The organism is Maribacter huludaoensis (assembly GCF_029350945.1).
GTDB lineage: Bacteria > Bacteroidota > Bacteroidia > Flavobacteriales > Flavobacteriaceae > Maribacter > Maribacter huludaoensis.
The window spans coordinates 492,747-510,773 of the sequence record NZ_JARKMS010000002.1; the positions used below are offsets into that span (position 1 = coordinate 492,747).

The 18,027-nt window shown below is 36.7% G+C and carries 11 protein-coding genes; 5 read left to right on the top strand and 6 right to left on the bottom strand.

Translation table 11 applies throughout. The features are described from left to right. Positions 1–12 precede the first annotated feature (12 nt). From PXC01_RS07155 to PXC01_RS07165, 3 genes are all read right to left on the bottom strand, one after another. Positions 13–2,037, bottom strand: a complete 2,025-nt coding sequence (locus tag PXC01_RS07155) for a M3 family metallopeptidase (protein ID WP_276471624.1) — start codon at positions 2,035–2,037, stop codon at positions 13–15. Between the two features lie 160 nt (positions 2,038–2,197). Then, positions 2,198–2,686, bottom strand: a complete 489-nt coding sequence (gene purE, locus PXC01_RS07160; RefSeq protein ID WP_099189691.1) for a 5-(carboxyamino)imidazole ribonucleotide mutase — start codon at positions 2,684–2,686, stop codon at positions 2,198–2,200. Between the two features lie 5 nt (positions 2,687–2,691). Beyond that, entirely contained in the window at positions 2,692–3,846 is a 1,155-nt protein-coding gene (locus tag PXC01_RS07165; protein ID WP_276471625.1) for a 5-(carboxyamino)imidazole ribonucleotide synthase, read from the bottom strand. Positions 3,847–3,981: 135 nt separating this feature from the next. On the opposite strand from PXC01_RS07165, the gene PXC01_RS07170 reads away from it, so the two are divergent. From PXC01_RS07170 to PXC01_RS07185, 4 genes are all read left to right on the top strand, one after another. Then, positions 3,982–5,091: an adenylate kinase gene (locus tag PXC01_RS07170; RefSeq protein WP_276471626.1), complete on the top strand. Its 1,110-nt coding sequence runs from the start codon at positions 3,982–3,984 to the stop codon at positions 5,089–5,091. Between the two features lie 56 nt (positions 5,092–5,147). Next, a complete protein-coding gene (obgE, locus tag PXC01_RS07175) occupies positions 5,148–6,152 on the top strand; it encodes a GTPase ObgE (protein ID WP_276471627.1) in 1,005 nt (334 codons plus the stop codon). 6 nt (positions 6,153–6,158) lie between these two features. Continuing rightward, entirely contained in the window at positions 6,159–6,869 is a 711-nt protein-coding gene (locus PXC01_RS07180; protein ID WP_276471628.1) for an ion transporter, read from the top strand. Between the two features lie 117 nt (positions 6,870–6,986). Continuing rightward, on the top strand, positions 6,987–7,508 hold the full coding sequence (locus tag PXC01_RS07185) for a DUF4136 domain-containing protein (RefSeq protein ID WP_276471629.1): 522 nt from the start codon (positions 6,987–6,989) through the stop codon (positions 7,506–7,508). A 2-nt stretch (positions 7,509–7,510) separates the two neighbouring features. On the opposite strand, the gene PXC01_RS07190 is transcribed toward PXC01_RS07185, so the two are convergent. Next, positions 7,511–8,518, bottom strand: a complete 1,008-nt coding sequence (locus PXC01_RS07190; RefSeq protein ID WP_276471630.1) for a transglutaminase domain-containing protein — start codon at positions 8,516–8,518, stop codon at positions 7,511–7,513. Continuing rightward, a complete protein-coding gene (locus tag PXC01_RS07195) occupies positions 8,515–9,246 on the bottom strand; it encodes a carboxypeptidase-like regulatory domain-containing protein (protein ID WP_276471631.1) in 732 nt (243 codons plus the stop codon). The genes PXC01_RS07190 and PXC01_RS07195 overlap by 4 nt, the downstream gene beginning before the upstream one ends. A 257-nt stretch (positions 9,247–9,503) precedes the next feature. On the opposite strand from PXC01_RS07195, the gene PXC01_RS07200 reads away from it, so the two are divergent. Next, positions 9,504–11,552, top strand: coding sequence for a M13 family metallopeptidase (locus tag PXC01_RS07200; RefSeq protein ID WP_276471632.1), 2,049 nt, complete (start codon positions 9,504–9,506; stop codon positions 11,550–11,552). 170 nt (positions 11,553–11,722) lie between these two features. On the opposite strand, the gene PXC01_RS07205 is transcribed toward PXC01_RS07200, so the two are convergent. Continuing rightward, positions 11,723–17,809, bottom strand: a complete 6,087-nt coding sequence (locus tag PXC01_RS07205; protein WP_276472123.1) for an alpha-2-macroglobulin family protein — start codon at positions 17,807–17,809, stop codon at positions 11,723–11,725. Between the last annotated feature and the right edge of the window lie 218 nt (positions 17,810–18,027).

Consider the following 18,027-nt stretch of genomic DNA (forward strand, 5'->3'; position numbering starts at 1 on the left):
ATAAGTAAAATATTAAGATTGTAATAAGCCTGCTCTCTCTAATAATGCTTCTACTTTTGGTTCTGCTCCTCTAAACCTTTTGTAAAGTGTCATTGGGTTTTCTGTACCACCTTGAGAAAGTACATTGTCCTTAAATTTCGTGGCGACTTCCTTATTGAAAATTCCTTCTTCTTTAAAGTAGGCAAAGGCATCTGCATCTAACACTTCAGCCCATTTGTAGCTGTAGTAGCCAGATGAATATCCACCTTGAAAAATATGTGAGAATGCGGTACTCATGCACGTTTCTGGTGTTGCTGGGTAAAGACTGGTGTCTTTAAATGCTTCGTCTTCGTGTGCTTTTACGTTGGTAATGCCTGTTGGGTCAATACCGTGCCAAGACATATCCAATAATCCAAAACTTAACTGTCGCAGTGTCTGCATACCTTCTTGGAAAGTTGCCGATTCCTTTATTTTTTTAACCAGTTCCATTGGTATGGTTTCTCCGGTTTCGTAATGCTTTGCAAACAGTTCTAATGCTTCTTTTTCGTAACACCAATTTTCTAAAACCTGACTAGGTAATTCTACAAAATCCCAAAAAACAGATGTTCCAGATAGGCTAGGGTAGGTGGTGTTTGCCAACATGCCGTGCAAACCGTGTCCAAACTCATGGAACAAAGTAGTAACCTCATTAAAAGTCAATAAAGATGGTTTGCTCTTTGTTGACGGAGTAAAGTTGCATACGTTGGATATATGCGGACGCACATTTTCTCCATTTCGCTTCCATTGGCTTTTAAAGGAAGTCATCCAAGCTCCACCACGTTTTCCTGCTCTAGGGTGAAAATCTGCATAAAATAATGAAATGAAGTTTTTATCGGCATCATAAACTTTATAGGTTTTAACCTCGTCATGATATTTTTCAATGTCGTTAACTTCTTCAAACTGTAAATCGAATAAGTTTTCCGCTACTTTAAAAACACCGTTTATAACATTTTCTAATTTGAAATAGGGTTTCAGTTTTTCATCATCTAAGTTGAATAACTCTTGCTTTAGTTTTTCTGAATAATAACTACTGTCCCATTTCTGTAACTTGTCTATTCCGTCTAATTTTTTAGCGAAGTCTTCTAATTGCTTGAACTCACGTTCTGCAGCTGGTTTCGCTTTTTCAAGCAATTCGTTTAGAAATGAATGTACTTTTTCTGGCGTCTCTGCCATTCGCTCTTCCAAAACAAAATTGGCATGTGTTTTATAACCTAATAAGTTGGCTCTCTCAAAGCGTAATTTGGCAATTTCTAGTACGTTTTCTTGATTGTCCAATTCATCATTATGAAAACCTTTGCTACCAAAAGCCAATGAAAGTTCTTTGCGTAACGCACGGTTTTTGGCATACTTCATAAACGGAATATAACTGGGGTAATCTAAAGTAATCATCCAGCCATCTTCTTTTCCTTTAGATAGTGCTAGCTGTGCGGCAGCTTCTTTTGCTCCTTCTGGTAAACCGTCCAAGTCAGACTCATCTGTAAGATGCAATTGGTATTTATTGGTTTCGGCAAGTACGTTTTCGCCAAAAGTCAATTTCAATTTAGCCAGTTTGGCATCTATTTCACGTAGTCGTTTCTTTTTCTCTTCTGATAAATTAGCGCCGTTTCGGCTAAAACTCTTGTATTTCTTATCTAAAAGAGTGTTTTGCTCAACCGTAAGGTCCAAATCATCCTTCTGGTCATAAACTGCTTTTACTCTCTTGAACAAATCTTCATTTAAAGTAATGTCATTACCGAATTCTGAAAGTAGCGGAGAAATTTCCTGTGCTATTTTCTGAATTTCCTCATTTGTTTCAGCGGAATTTAGATTGAAAAATACACTTGAAATTCGGTCTAATTGCTGACCCGAAAATTCTAAGGCTTCAATGGTATTTTCAAATGTTGCGGCATCTGTATTTTGTGTAATGGTATCTATTTCTGCTCTTGCATCTTCTATTGATTGTAAAAATGCAGGTTTAAAGTGCTCGTTTTTTATTTGTGAAAAAGGAGCGGTATCAAATGGAGATAATAATGGATTCATATGTCAAATTCAATTTCAAGTGTCAAATTCAAGACCACTCAAATAAATTAAAATTAGTTTAACTCGATAATCGAGATTTAAATGCTCCGACGTTTCAGTCGAAATCTAAATAAAATTTTCAATTCAATGCTTCGCGGCTTGTTCCCAGGTTGTTTACTAACTATTTACCGTTTACAGCCTTTGCGCCATCTATTACTTTTTGCTTTAAACCTTCTTTGTATAAAATAATCTTGTCTAAAACACATTTGTCTGAACTGCCTATAATTTGTGCTGCCAAAATTCCGGCATTCTTTGCGCCGTTAAGAGCAACGGTAGCAACTGGTACGCCACCTGGCATTTGTAATATAGATAGTACAGAGTCCCATCCATCTATTGAATTACTACTTTTTACGGGCACGCCGATAACTGGTAAGGGTGACATTGAAGCTACCATACCAGGTAAATGTGCTGCGCCACCGGCACCTGCGATAATTACAGAATATCCGTTAGTATGTGCATTCTTACTGAAATCGAACAGTTTTTCCGGTGTTCTATGCGCAGATACGATATCTACATCTACCTCTATATCAAAACCTTTTAAAATATCTATGGCGTCTTGCATTACGGGCATATCACTAGTGCTACCCATTACTACGGCTACTTTACTCATGTTTTTTATTTTGAAATCACTTGAATTGTTGACTTTACCTTTTCGGCTATCGCTCTCGCTTTGCCCAAATCATTATTTACAATGGTAACATGGCCCATTTTTCGAAATGGCCTTGTTTGTGCCTTTCCGTATATATGTGGAGTAACATTTTCCATCGCTAAAATTTCTTCTATATTTTTATAAACCACATCACCTGTGTGATTTTCTGCACCAACTAGATTTACCATGACACCCGCAACTTTGCTGTCAGTGTTACCTAGCGGTAGCCCTAAAATACTTCTAATATGTTGCTCAAATTGGTTGGTGTAACTGGCTTCTATGCTATAGTGGCCGCTGTTATGCGGTCTTGGTGCTACTTCGTTTACCAATATATCATCATCTTCAGTTTGGAACATTTCTACGGCCAACAACCCGGTAAGTCCTATTTTATCCGCTACTTTTAACGCTAAGGCCCTTGCTTTTTCAGCTACTTCATCTTTAATACGAGCGGGGCAGATTACATATTCTACCTGATTGGCCTCTGGGTGAAATTCCATCTCTACCACAGGGTAGGTCTTAATTTCCCCTTTTGCATTTCTAGATACGATTACCGCCAACTCATTTTTAAATGGAATCATGCTTTCGGCAATGCATTCACCGGCCGGCAACCCTTCAAGGTCGGCCATGCTTCTGATTACTTTAACCCCTTGACCGTCATAACCAAACTGTGCTACTTTCCAAACAAAAGGAAATTCTAATCCGCCATTGGTTATACTATCCTTTATTTCGCTTGAGTAGGCAAAACGATTAAAATCTGCGGTAGGTATTTCATTGTCTACGTAGAATAATTTTTGTTTCGCTTTGTTCTGTATAATACGCAAGGCCTTTGGCTGTGGAAATACTTTTACGCCCTCATCCTCTAACTTCTCTAGCGCATCAAGGTTTACGTTTTCAATTTCAATGGTCAACACATCTACATCTTTACCAAAATTGTAAACGGTATCAAAATCCAATAGACTTCCTTGAACAAACTCGTTACAGGCCATTCTACTTGGTGCTTCAGAAGAACCGTCTAAAACTTTAGTGTAAATATCCCATTTACGGGTTTCGTACAACATCATTTTACCTAGTTGCCCACCACCTAAAATGCCTAATTTAAAACCTGAAGAAAAATAATCCATATAATTGTTGCTTTTGGCAGATGAAAAATGCCTTAAGTACTACAAAAATACGGTTAAATCTTAGAAACCAATTCCTTTCTATTCAAAAACACAAGGCAAAAGCTTATCTTTGCAAACCTTGATAATTTATGAAAATTGATACAAATTCACGACAAGTTTTTTAAACCTTATCTCAGCGAATCTGAAATTTTGCAGGCGGTAAAAACGGTTGCCGATAAGATTGCTGTAGATTATAAAGATGAAACACCCATTTTTGTTGGTGTGTTGAACGGGTCTTTTATGTTTGTGTCAGACTTAATGAAAGCCTACCAGCACCCGTGCGAAGTTTCATTTGTTAGGCTTAGTTCTTACCAAGGTCTAACATCTACGGGTATCGTTGAAACATTGTTGGATGTACCTGAAAATATTGAAGGGCGCAGCGTCATTATTTTAGAAGATATTATTGATACAGGGCGTACCTTGCAGAAATTGGTGCATTTATTTTCAAAAACAAAGGTCAAAGAATTTAAAATAGCCAGTCTTTTTTATAAACCAGATGTGTACAAGGGCGAATATGCCATAGATTATTTTGGCTTGGCCATTCCTGATAATTTTATTGTCGGTTACGGTCTGGATTATAAGGAACAGGGAAGAAATTTAAAAGAAGTATACCAATTAAACCAGAAACATATGATTAATCTTGTACTCTTTGGTAAGCCAGGAGCCGGCAAGGGCACACAAGCACAATTCTTAAAAGAGAAATATAATTTAAAGCATATTTCTACGGGAGATGTTTTTAGATTCAATATCAAAAACGGAACCGAGTTAGGTACTTTGGCCAAATCATATATTGATAAGGGAGAGCTAGTGCCAGATGAGGTAACTATTAAAATGTTGCAAGAAGAGGTAGAGAAAAATGCAGATGCAGACGGCTTTATTTTTGACGGTTTTCCAAGAACGGCTGCACAAGCAGAAGCTTTGGATAATTTCTTGGAGTCCAAAGACATGGGTATCAACGCAACTATTGCTTTAGAGGCCAATGACGAAATTTTAATTGATCGTCTTTTAGAGAGAGGTAAGGTTAGTGGAAGAACAGATGATCAAGATGTGGCCAAGATTAGAAATCGTTTTGACGAGTATAATGCTAAAACTACGCCTGTAAAGGAATTTTATGAGGCGCAAAACAAGTTTCATAGTGTTAACGGTATTGGTACTATTGCCGAAATTACCGAACGCCTTACCGATGTAATCGAAGGCTTAAAATAATATCGATTTTTTATATCAATTTGTTTGATGTAATTGGTTGAACTGAAAGAATTAAAATGACCGAAGGTAATTTTGTAGACTACGTAAAAGTGGGTTTGACTTCTGGTAAAGGGGGCAAGGGATCTGTGCATTTGCATCGTGAAAAATTTATTACCAAAGGTGGTCCTGATGGTGGTGATGGTGGTCGTGGCGGACATATAATTGTTCGTGGAAACGAAAACTTGTGGACCTTGATCAATTTTAAATACAAAAAGCATTTTAAAGCTGGTCATGGTGCTCACGGTAGTAAAAGCCGTAGTACCGGGGCAGATGGTGAAGATGTGTATTTAGATGTGCCGTTAGGTACTGTAGTTAAAGATTTTGAGACCAAAGAAGTGCTTTTTGAAATCACCGAGCATGGTGAAGAAAGAATTCTACTTAAAGGTGGTATGGGTGGTCGTGGTAATTGGCATTTTAGAACATCTACCAATCAAACACCAAGATATGCACAACCTGGTATGGACGGTCTTGAGGGTGAGTTTTTGTTAGAGCTTAAAGTTTTGGCAGATGTTGGTCTGGTTGGTTTCCCAAATGCTGGGAAGTCTACTTTATTATCCGTTATTACTTCTGCAAAACCCAAAATTGCCGATTACGAGTTTACCACCTTAAAGCCAAACTTGGGGATTGTGGAGTACCGTGATTTCAAAAGTTTTGTAATGGCAGATATACCTGGTATTATTGAAGGTGCCGCAGAAGGTAAAGGTTTGGGCCATTATTTTTTAAGACATATAGAACGTAATGCCAATTTATTGTTTTTAATTCCTGCAGATAGTAAGGATATCAGTAAGGAATACGAAATTTTATTGGATGAATTGCGCCGTTACAATCCAGAGTTGTTAGATAAGGAACGTCTTATCTGCATTTCTAAAAGCGATATGCTAGATGACGAATTAATGGATGAAATGCGAGAAGAACTCAACAAAGAGTTAAACGGAACTCCGTTCATGTTTATATCATCTGTTGCGCAAATGGGAATCCAAGAATTAAAGGATAAGCTTTGGGCAATGCTTAATGCAGAATAATGGTTAATGAAACAGTATCTCAAAAATATTGTTGAAATTAATGATAATAGAAAGAGCAGGGTATTTGCCTATTTTATACAAGCTTTAATATTTATTTCTATTATCTCCTTTTCTTATGAGACTATTCCAGATTTAGATACCTCGACCCGAAAAATATTGAGGATAATAGAGGTTTTTTGTGTACTCGTTTTTTCAATAGAATATTTACTGAGAATTTATGTGGCCGATCACAAATTAAAGTTTGTATTCAGCTTTTATGGTATTATTGATTTATTGGCCATACTCCCTTTTTATTTGGCGTTGGGTATAGATTTAAGATCATTAAGGGCACTTAGGTTTTTAAGATTGTTCCGTATTTTAAAACTAATGCGGTACAATAGGGCCATTAACCATTTTACAAAGGCTATAGCATTGGCAAAAGAAGAGATATTACTGTTCCTAATAGTCACGCTGATTTTAATTTACTTTTCTGCCGTTGGTATCTACTATTTTGAAAATGAAGTGCAACCGGAAAATTTTTCTTCAATTTTTGACAGTCTTTGGTGGGCAATAATAACACTTACAACTGTGGGGTATGGAGATGTTTACCCTATTACGGTGGGCGGTAAGGTATTTACGTTCTTTATTCTCATGATCGGTCTAGGTATCGTAGCTATTCCTACAGGAATTATTTCTTCTGCCTTAACAAAATCCGTAGATATAAAGGAAGATGAATAACATTTTTTGTAGAGATAAGGTCACTAAGGCATGTTTTGGGTTCACATTTAGTCGAATACCTTTATAAAATCATATAATAATCTTTTAATTTCTTTAATTTTAAGAAAATACATTTTCATGAGAACTTTTCTTTTTAGTATGGTCTTGATCGTTTTGGCTTCTTGCGGTGCGGCAAGGGTCAATTATGATTATGATGACCAAACCGATTTTACGTCTTATGCTACATATAACTATTTTAGTGATATGGAGACCGGGCTAAGTGAATTGGACGAAAAAAGATTGATGGATGCCTTAGATGCTACCTTAGGCGAAAAAGGTTTTATGTTCGCAGAAGAACCGGATATGTTCATTAACATTAAAAGCTCTGTTTACAGAGACCAGGCTAGTGGTAGTAATGTTGGTGTGGGACTTGGTGGTGGTAACCGTGGTATTGGTGGGGGAGTGTCCATTGGTATTCCCGTAGGCGGTCCAAAAATGACAAGGCAGCTACAGATAGATTTTGTTGACAGTAACAAAGATATGCTTATCTGGCAAGCCATTAGCGAAAGTCCGTTTCGTGAAGGAGATACACCTCAAGAAAAATCGGAAAAGCTACAGGCAGTTGTTGATAAGATATTTAGTAAGTACCCGCCAGAATAATATTATTTTACTTTAATGACATAGGTAGCGATCAGTTGTTCGTTGACCGAAATATGAACATCGTATAAACCTTTCTTTTCAAAGAGTTGTACCAGACTTATTTCATTTGCTTTTCTATTCACAACTGGATCAGCTTTTCTTTGATTACCTCCTCTATTTAATAATAACTGAACTTCTCCGTAAAATTCTGTTGGTACTTTAATGGTAAATGTTAATGATGTTCCTTTTTCTATATTATGAAGCATTTTAGTTGGTGAAATGGGAATTATAGGAGCTAAAAATGCTTCTTTATAAACCACCGGTCCTGCCAAGTAGGTCTTAAATGCTTCAGTTTTTAGATATTGTTCATTTTCTTTTTTCAAAGGGAAATGATTTTTTGCAAATAACTCTGGGTCAGCTAAAAAATAACCATCGAAATAGTCTGGTTGAAAGTACGGTGTGCCGTTTACAACAATAGTTTCTCCTGCAGACCAAGTAGCATCGCACAGATACCATTTGTCATTTATTTTTATCCTATTCCAAGAATGATTTGGTGTACTATCTTCTTTCAATACTAAAGTAGGTGTACGTCCATAGCCATCAATAATATCACATTCAAAGCCTGCAAGGTTCGCCATTTCTTTTACCAAGTAGGCATAGCCCGTACAAGCCGTTTTTCGGTCTTTTAATAAGCTTTTGAACATTTTAGGTGTAACACTCATATTCCAATCTAAAAAAGCTACACGATCTTTAGCAAGTCTTTTTCTTTTGTTGCTAATTTTTAAGTATGAAGAATAATCATTGGTAATGTTAGCGCAGATCCAGGTATAAATTGCCCTGAATTTTTCAACATCGGTCTTTAATGAGGCTGTTAAATTATGGGTGAGCACCGGTAAATTTTTAAGGCTTGCATCTTTATAATAATCAGCAATGCTATCGGCCTGTATAAAATCTATTTCTTGAAAATCTTCACGTTGGGCAAAGCTTGTTATATAAAAAAAGAACAAAATCGTAAAAAAGGAAATTCTCATTTTTTAAAGATGTCCCCTATTTTCTGAAAGATGTTTCTTTTGCTTTTATAGGCACCAACGATTACAATTTCGCCCATTAGTTCAACATCATAAGTGTCAAACGCTAGGCTAATGTCTATGTTAGAATCTGTGCTTGCCGCTACTTGGTAGGTTTTGGTTTCATATCCTATAAAGCTAAACACCAAAATATCATTTACTTCTAGTTGTTGTGGAAATTCAAACTTACCATCAAAATCTGTTTGTGTACCAATGGTAGTGCCTTTTAAAACTACGTTTACGCCAGGTAAAGGTTCATTTGCCTCATCAACAATGGTGCCTGTTAATGTGTATTTTTCTTGTGCTACTTGTACTTTGCCTACAACACCTTCCAATGAAGACACTAATTCAATTGGTGGGTCTAAACTTGCGGTTTCTTGACCCTTTACGTCAGTGGCACACAGTGCCAACAAAGAAAAACCCATCATTGCCATTCCTTTGGGAAATATAGAATTGTTCATAGTGTGTAAAGAATTGGTTTCATATGTTTTTAATTGTGATGCCTTGAACATACCGCAGGCTTTTTTGTTACCATGGTTTAAATAATTGATAAGCTCGTTATCAGAGAAATTGGTGAAATCAATTACTTCCTTTTCACAGCTTTTGCAAAAACCTCCCTTTTCGGTTTTACTAAAATTACTAAATTTTTCTTTGCAAGGTTCTTTTACGGAAATTGTTAATGTGCTTCTCATATTGTTATGGTTTTATATTTATGGTTCTAAAGTATTACGGATACCAGTTGTATAAAATAGAGAATGAGTAAAGTGCTACTTTCAATGAGTCAACAAGATTTTGTTATGATTTTAGGAGTTGTAAATAGCTTATTGTCAAATGTTAATCTTGTAAATTGATAGTGAAATAAACCTATTGAAAATAAAATCCTGTTATTTTTGTAACAAAACTCAAAACGGGCGTCCTATAGGGCAATACGTTTAAAACTAACTCACAAATGAAAAAAGTTTATTTATTCGCTGCCGGTTTGGTAGCCCTGGCTTCATGTAAAGAAGAGGCTAAACCTACTGCTGAAGTAGAAAAAATTCCCGGTATTGTTCTTGCGAATATGGATACTACCCAAAACCCTAAGTCAGATTTCTATAATTATGTAAACGGTAACTGGATGAAGTTTACCGAAATACCTGATGATAGAACCAGTTGGGGCGGTTTCAGCGTACTTCGTAAGTCTACCGATGACGATGTGTTGAAAATATTGGCAACTGCCAAAGAAAGCGGAAACTACGCGGCAGATACGGACCAAGCGAAAGCTTTGGCAATTTTTGATTCAAAATTAGATACTACTGCTAGGAACAAAGCTGGTATTACGCCTTTAAATTCAGCTTTTGAAGCTATAGCAGGTGTAAAGAATCTAAATGATCTACAAACGGTATTGGCTACAAATGCAGCTGTGTCTTCTCCTTTTCTTAATATTGGTGCCGGTGCAGATTTGAATAATAGCAGCATGAATGCCGTGTATTTAGGTGCAAACGGATTAGGATTGCCGGATCGTGATTTCTATTTGGAGGAAGATGAAAAGTCTATTGAAATACGTGAAGAGTACAAGAAGCATATTTCTAAAATGTTGCAGAAATTAGGTGATTCCGAAGCTGATGCAACAAAGGCTGCTGACAAAATTTTGGCTTTGGAAACTCAATTGGCGGAACCTCGTTTGAACAAAGTGGAACGTAGGGATGCTAGAAATTATAACAACCCTAGGACGATTGATGAGGTTGATAAGATGATGTCTACTATAGATATGAAAAAACTTATCGCTGATTTAGGTATTACTAAAAAATTTGACACCCTGTTGGTTACTCAATTAAGATATACGGAGGCCTTGGACAAGTTCTTGAAATCTACACCCATAGAGGATATTAAAACTTTGGTTAGATGGGATACGTTCAATAGTGCCGCGGGTAAATTGACTACTGAAATTGAAACTGCAAACTGGGAATTTTACAGTAAATATCTTAGAGGGGCTAAAGAACAACGCCCAGCGGACGAGCGTGCATTGGCAACGGTAAACGGTACTGTTGGTGAAGCTTTAGGGCAGCTATACGTAGACGCTAAATTTCCGCCAGAAGCAAAGGCTAAAGCTGAATTGATGATCGCGAATGTAATCGATGCTTTTAAGGAACGTATTTCTGTTTTAGATTGGATGAGCGATTCTACAAAAACAAAGGCGATAGAAAAGTTGGACAAGTTCACCGTTAAGATTGCGTACCCGGACAAATGGGAAGATTATTCTACCATGGAAGTTTCTGCCGATAAGTCTTATTTTGATAATATGACTGCGGTTAACAAATGGGGAGAGTTAAAGAACTATTCTGAAATTGGTGAGCCTGTAGACAAAACAGAATGGGGAATGTCTCCACAGACTGTGAATGCATATTTTAATCCGTTGAACAATGAAATCGTTTTTCCTGCAGCTATATTACAACCTCCTTTTTATAACTATACGGCTGATGAAGCTGTAAATTATGGTGGTATTGGTGCAGTTATAGGACACGAGATTTCCCATGCTTTTGATGATAGTGGTTCTCGTTTTGATGCCGACGGAAATCTTAAGAACTGGTGGACAGATGCTGATTTGGCCGCTTTTACTGAAAGAGCTGATGCTTTGGCGGTACAGTACGATAGCGTAATGGTATTACCAGAAGTATATGTAAATGGTAAATTCACCTTAGGTGAAAACATCGGTGACTTAGGCGGATTGCTAGGTGCTTATGACGGATTACAGAAATACTATGCTGAAAATGGACGTCCTGAAGATATTGATGGTTTTACGGCAGAGCAACGTTTCTTTATGTCTTGGGCTACGGTTTGGAGAACCAAAAGTAGAGATGAGGCTTTAAGAACACAGATCAAAACCGATCCGCATTCTCCTGGTATGGTTAGGGCTACACAACCTTTATTAAATATTCAAGCGTTTTATGATGCTTTTGATATCAAAGAAGGTGATGATATGTACCTAGCTCCTGAAAAGAGAGTTCATATTTGGTAAGCTAATTTTTTAGTAAAAGACGGAAAAGGCGCTACATTGTAGCGCCTTTTTTTGTGCTATTTCGTCCTTACGAGGAGCATTTTTCGCGACGAAGCAATCTGTGTGTTATTGGTAAGGAGTAAGTTTTAGTCAGTTCATAAACAGATTACTTCACGCTGTTCGTAATTAAATTAGTTGCTCACCGAAACACGAACTCCTTCACTATGACTACTAAACTCCGGTGCATACATACTTTCAATTGTAGTAATACCATTGCTAAAATCGCCAGCATTATTTACACGAACATCATATTCAAATACATAAACTCCTTTACGTAAATAGTCAAAGAAGAAATTGGTGCTAGCATCTTTTGTGCTTTCGTAATACCCAAGTCCGTCTTGCCATTTGTATCTGGAAATTACGTTTATTGGCTCAAAACCGGCAGCTCGCATATCTTTCATATGTACAAACTCCATGTCTCTATCCGCTCTTAATTCTATTCTTATTTTAACCAAATCTCCCACCTTTAAAGTAGTTTTATCCGTTATTACAGAAATTTCCTCGCCACTATCGGTATTCTTTTTTAAGAAGATTTTCTTCTTTAGATTTAATGGGGTCTCAGCGCTTGTAATTTTGTCTAAGTCCTCAAAATACTGCCAGTACAAAGCTCCCCAGGCAATACCGTTGCCTTTTTTACTGATTTGCACATCACCCATTTTAGGAGAAATCTCAGCAGTATTCCATGACGTTTTAAAGTAACCTGTACCAGCTTCGACCTTTACATCCTCTAAACTGGAAGGGTCTATCTTTTCTCCTCCAATTAGAACATCTACAGCATCTGTAACGGATAGCCATTCACTACCCTGAAGTAGTAACGCATATACTGCTTCTGTGGTAGCTTTAGTAGTGCTCCATTGGTTGGTCTGTTTGTTTTTAAGCAACCAAATCTTAAGGTTGTCTATGGTTTCAACATCCGTAGGGCGAATTTCGGAAAATGCTTCAATTAATAGCGCTTGTGTTTCAATGGGCGCTTGGTACCAAAACCATGAGCTGGTATTGCTTTTCCAGTACATGCCCAATTCATCACTAGTAATACTATTTTCTTCTAAAGCACGTAGAATCTTGGTAGATGTGTTTGCATCATTATTTCTATGTAGAACCAATGCTAACATTCCTTGTGCATACAAGCTTCTCTTTGTCCAATATTTCTGCGCTTGCTTTATATAATACTCGGTTATCTCATCTACTTTTTTAGAGGTTTTAATATCCTTAAAAAAGCTGCGCATGTATAGGTAGTGTACTTGATGAGTACTTAAATTATCATTATTGATATTAGAAGTGTATTTCTTCATTTGTTCGTATTCAGCTACAAATTCCCTATCCAAAAAATCAATGGCATTCTCAATCGCTACAGATTTGGAATTGAATAAAATTGATATATCATTAGGGTCACTATCGTCTGAATCTGTTAATTTGTTCAAATGTCCCATTCCAGTAATAATGTGTTGGGTAATGAAACGGTTGTCCGGTCCGCCATTGAACCATGACCAAGCTCCGTTTGCATTCTGATTTTGCACAAGTTTGTTCAATGCTGATTGCTGCTCATTTTTCATCTTGTTTAAATTGAACAATAAACCAATTCTTTTCTTTTGTTCGGTTTCTGACTGGGCGTCTCTTAACCAGGGCGTTTCTTGAATTAATAGGGATTTCAGTTCTTCGTTCTTTTCTAAATTGCTCATCAAAGCATCTGAATTTGCCCATTGATCGAATACTTCACGAATTCTTGGGGTACTGTTGGCAATGTGGCTTGCCAAGGTATACGCGTAATATCTAGAGAAGGTCTGTTCGTTACAATCATACGGATACTCCATTAAATAGGGTAGTGCCTGAACCGCGTACCAAGCAGGGTTAGAAGTCATCTCTAAAGTTAACTTATGATGATTTAACGTTGACGATGAGGTGTTCTTCAATTTATCTAACGTAAAGGTTTTGGTCTGGTTACTACCAATCCACATGGGTAATGTTTCCGTTACTAAAGTTCTATTCATTAGTACCGGTAACATATTTTGTTCGCCATCGGAGAAATCACCGGCTTTTGCAATAATTTTGTACTGAACGGATTGCAAGCCGTCAGGAATTTTTAGTGCCCAGGATACTTGTGTGTTACCCATGGCATCAACTTCAAAAGAATTGGTGCCTACTGCATCGGCAGCCATCAATAGCTGTTTTGAAATATCCTTACCTGTTACCGCATCGGTCAGTTCTAATTTTGCATGCCCGGAAAGTAGTTTTTCTGTAAGGTTGGCAATTTTGCTACTTATGGTTATTTCATCTCCTTGTCTTAAGAAGCGTGGTGCATTTGGTGTTACCATCAACTCTTTCTGGGTTGTCGTAGTTAAATCGGTAATTGTGCTCTCCAGTCCTTTGGTATGCGCCAGGAGCTGTACATTCCATCTGGTCAAAGCCTCGGGTGTAGTGAAGTTGAAAGAAACGTTTCCTTCTTTATCTGTTTTTAGCGTAGGGAAGAAAAATGCTGTTTCCTGTAGGTTCTTGCGTATAGTGACCGACCCAAAATCTAACTTATCTGTATCGGGTTCAGGTAACGTTTCGTTAGTTTCAACACCTGCAACAGCATCGGATAACTCACTTTCTTTTTTGGTAGTTCCATAACCAACGGTAACTACTTCTTCTAAAAGAGCATCATCTGCCACCATGGCATTGCTCATTAATGTACTTGATTTTTGGTACCTAGACCGAGATTGACGCCATGCAGGTGAATTAAAATCTAGATTAAATAAATTAAAAGTGTCGAAGCCAAGGCTTGGGTAGTCCAAATTGATATTGTGAGAAAATGTTCTAAAATCAACCGTAGCAAAACTTTTATATGCGCTAGTTCTTCTACGAGAATAATAGTAATGCTGGTTGATAGGATTAAAATACCATGAGTGTGGTTTAAATTGATCTAAAGAGGCATCATACATGCTTGCCAATAGCTCTGCACTCACTTTATCACCTGCAGGTCCTTTGACTTTAAAAGACCAGGTTTCATCAATACCAGGTGCTATTTTATCCCTGAACGTTGTTGTCTCTATTTGTAACTTGTTTGACGGGTAGGGTACCATTAAATTAAGTGTACTCTCCTTAAAATGATTGGCGAATGAAAAACTGTACGTAATAGCAAAACCACCCAAATCATTTTTGGTTATAGGTACTGTAATTGCTTGGGAATTGTTATTTAACGTAATAATTTTTTCTTCAAAAATTTTATGGTTTTTTTCAATGTGTACGGTAATGTTTAAATTTTTTGCACTTGAAAAAAAGGTAATCTTGGCCATGTCTCCAATTGCGTACTGTTCCTTATCCGTTTTTACATGGAACAATTGGTTATCGGCTAAGCTACGCTCATTGCCCGTAATTGAAAAAATGGCAATATCTTTTACTTCTTGTCCAAATTTATCTTTAGAAAAGAGTTCCATCCGGTATTTGCCGGATGTCCAATTTTTTGTTTTGCCAAAACCGAATTCATTAGATTTTTCAGTATCAAATGTAGATTGCCAAACCATTTTACCCTTTTTCCAATTAGAAGAATTGTCTTCATTTTCATAAGCATCATGCGGATATAATTTTTTGAATTCTTCTTTAGAAAAACCGGCATAATCTGGTGCTGCCCATGGCCTTGGTCTAATAACATAGTCCGGTGCTTGTAGTTTGTATAATTTTACGTCTCCCGTGGCGGCAACAGACTGCCCGTTTAAATTATTGCTAATAATATTAAAGCTTGTGTTTTTCAATGATTTGTCCAAGATCTCTGGTACTATCAATCTTACATTTAATGCGTGATAGCCAACCTTGACCGTGGTAGTGGTACTGCGTGTTTCTCCATTAATATCGGTCACATCTGCCGTAACTTCATAGGTAAAAGTGGGCATGTTCTCTTTATCAACAGTATGGTCAGGAATGGACTTAAAGGAAATTTTATAATTCCCTGTTGCATCCGTTTCTGTTTCTCCATGAACAATTTCTTGTGATGAACCATTAAAATATGGTTTGATCCAATAATGCCATCTTGGTACGCTTACCATTCTTTTTACACGGTACACTACCTTGGCATTAGAAATGTTACTACCGGCATATGCGGTTGCTTTACCGGTGACCGTTACACTATCGTTTACCTTGTAGGTATCTGTTATAGGTTCAAAATTTGTTTCGAACTTGGGTCTTTTATATTCTTCTACCGAGATTGAAGCGTATCCGTTTAAAGCGTATGTCTCTGAAGTTGCGTGAATGGAAAATTGCCCTGTTAGCCCAGAATTTGGCAGTATAAATTCACCTGAAACCGAACCGTATTCGTTTGATACCAATGTAAGTGTTTCAATTTGTTGTCCGTTTACATCTCGTAAGATTACATTGACAGGGGTATTCGTTAAGACTTTGGATACATCATTTTCTTGACTAATGGCAATACCTTTAAAATAAACAGGCTGCCCCGGTCTATAGATGCTACGGTCTGTAAATAGAAAGCAAGTATAATTAATTCCTTTATCGTTTTGGGAATAATTCCGGTCTACGTAGTATTCGCCAAAATTAGCTTTATCATTTTTGGTCTTAACGGTTATATTAATGTTGTTCCAATTTTCTTGCTTGTTTTGAACAGTTACAAAACCAGTTTTGTTTGTTCTATACGTGGATTGTTTTTGACCGTCTTTATAATTTATACGATAATTTAAATTGACCTCTGCATCAGAAATTGGATTACCGTTGTTTCGGTCTATAATTTGGTATTGCTGCTGTGAGCTCATATTAGATTCTACTACGGCAATATTCGTTACCTGTATATTGGTATAGCTGAACACATCTTTTTTTTCATCACTTGATTCTGCGGTTAAAATATAACTTCCGTTTTCTAGTGCAGGCACTATAACTTCTGTATTATGACGCTGATAATCTTTTTCGTTCTTTAAATCTGTGGACCACGTTTTAGCAATGGGTAATTTTTTAATAATCGTTTTTCTTTCAATGTCCGGATAAGTTTTTTCTAGTTTTAAAAGTTGATTCCGGTTTATTTTATAGGCTTTTAAGTGTAAGCGCTCAACATTTGTATAGGTTACCAAAAGTCTGCTGATAGTATTTTTTGGAATGTACTTCTCAGCTGTCAACTGAACGTTGTAATCTTGAATCTCTTTCTTTAGGACTTCGCATTTTTTTGCGGCCAAACTTTTTGGAAACCTGGCTATGATTTCGTCACATAAAGAGACGGCCTTTACTAGTTCCCATTGTTCTTCTGCATTGCCTTCAGATGTATAAGTACGTCCTTCTTGTTGGTGTTGCAAGGCTATTTCATAGGTGTATAGGCCAGAAAGGGGGCTATGCTTAATATGCTCTGCAGAATTTTTAAGTACTTCCAAATACAAATCGTCCTTATTGTCAAATATGGCGTTCTTGTGAATAAAGCGTAAGCGTTCAATATCGACCAGAACAAGTGGGCTAATATCTGGATTGGTAAAATGAAATGCTACTAGTTGCTGGTATATAGTAAGGGCTTTAGATTTGAAGGAAATGTTCTTGTTATGATTAATATTTAAAAAGTTGGCGGTGTAAGCTTCGCATAAAACAGCTTTATCATCGATTTCAAAAACTGTTGCAGGTTGGTTGATGCTATGCTCACTGGTGGTGTAAAATTTAAGTGACGTATGTGCTAAAAGATCAAATAACGTAGGTCTAAAATTTCTATTCGTTTTATCTTCATATAAAATATCATCAAAATTGGAAATAGGTAATTTCTGCGTAGCGCTAGCGTTTTGTAAAGAGGCGGTAAAATGGTAGTCAATTTCTTCTAAAAGAGTGTCAAGATCCCAAGTTCTAAAGTCTACTGGGTCTATTTTTTTACCTGTTCTAGTTCTATTGTAAAAACGAAATCTATTATGTTGAAAATACTGCCAATATAAGGTCGCTAAATGACTGTGTAGTATTTGTTTGGTTGGTTCATCTGCTACTTCAATTTCAGATTTAAAATCTTTAACGATGGCTAATTCAGCATCTTCTTCAAGTAATTTGATGAAACTGGACTTATAGAGCAGGGCTTTGATCAGTTGTATTTTATTACCTTCTTTTTTAGCTTTTGTAAAGATGGCTTTGGTCTGCTTTAAAGCAGATTTACTTAAGTTTTCCTTCTCTAAATCGATAACTTCATTCCATAATAAATCATATGAATCAGGCTCTTGGGCATTACCAAAGTGTACGGACATAAACAGAATAAGAATTAAATGTAGCTTTTTCATCATAGTAAAATTACAATACAAAACTGTGCCAAGGTAATTTTATATACAATCAAAAATGAGTGAAACTTACTTTTCGGTTAGTAATTATGATTGTTCTAAGTTAATGGCGAAGATAATTACTGGACCAAGGAACTAGTATTGTAGAAGTATTTGGGTAGTATAGTCGGTTATAGAGAGAGGAAATTTAATTGTTGTGTAGATGTGTTTTTAAATTTTAA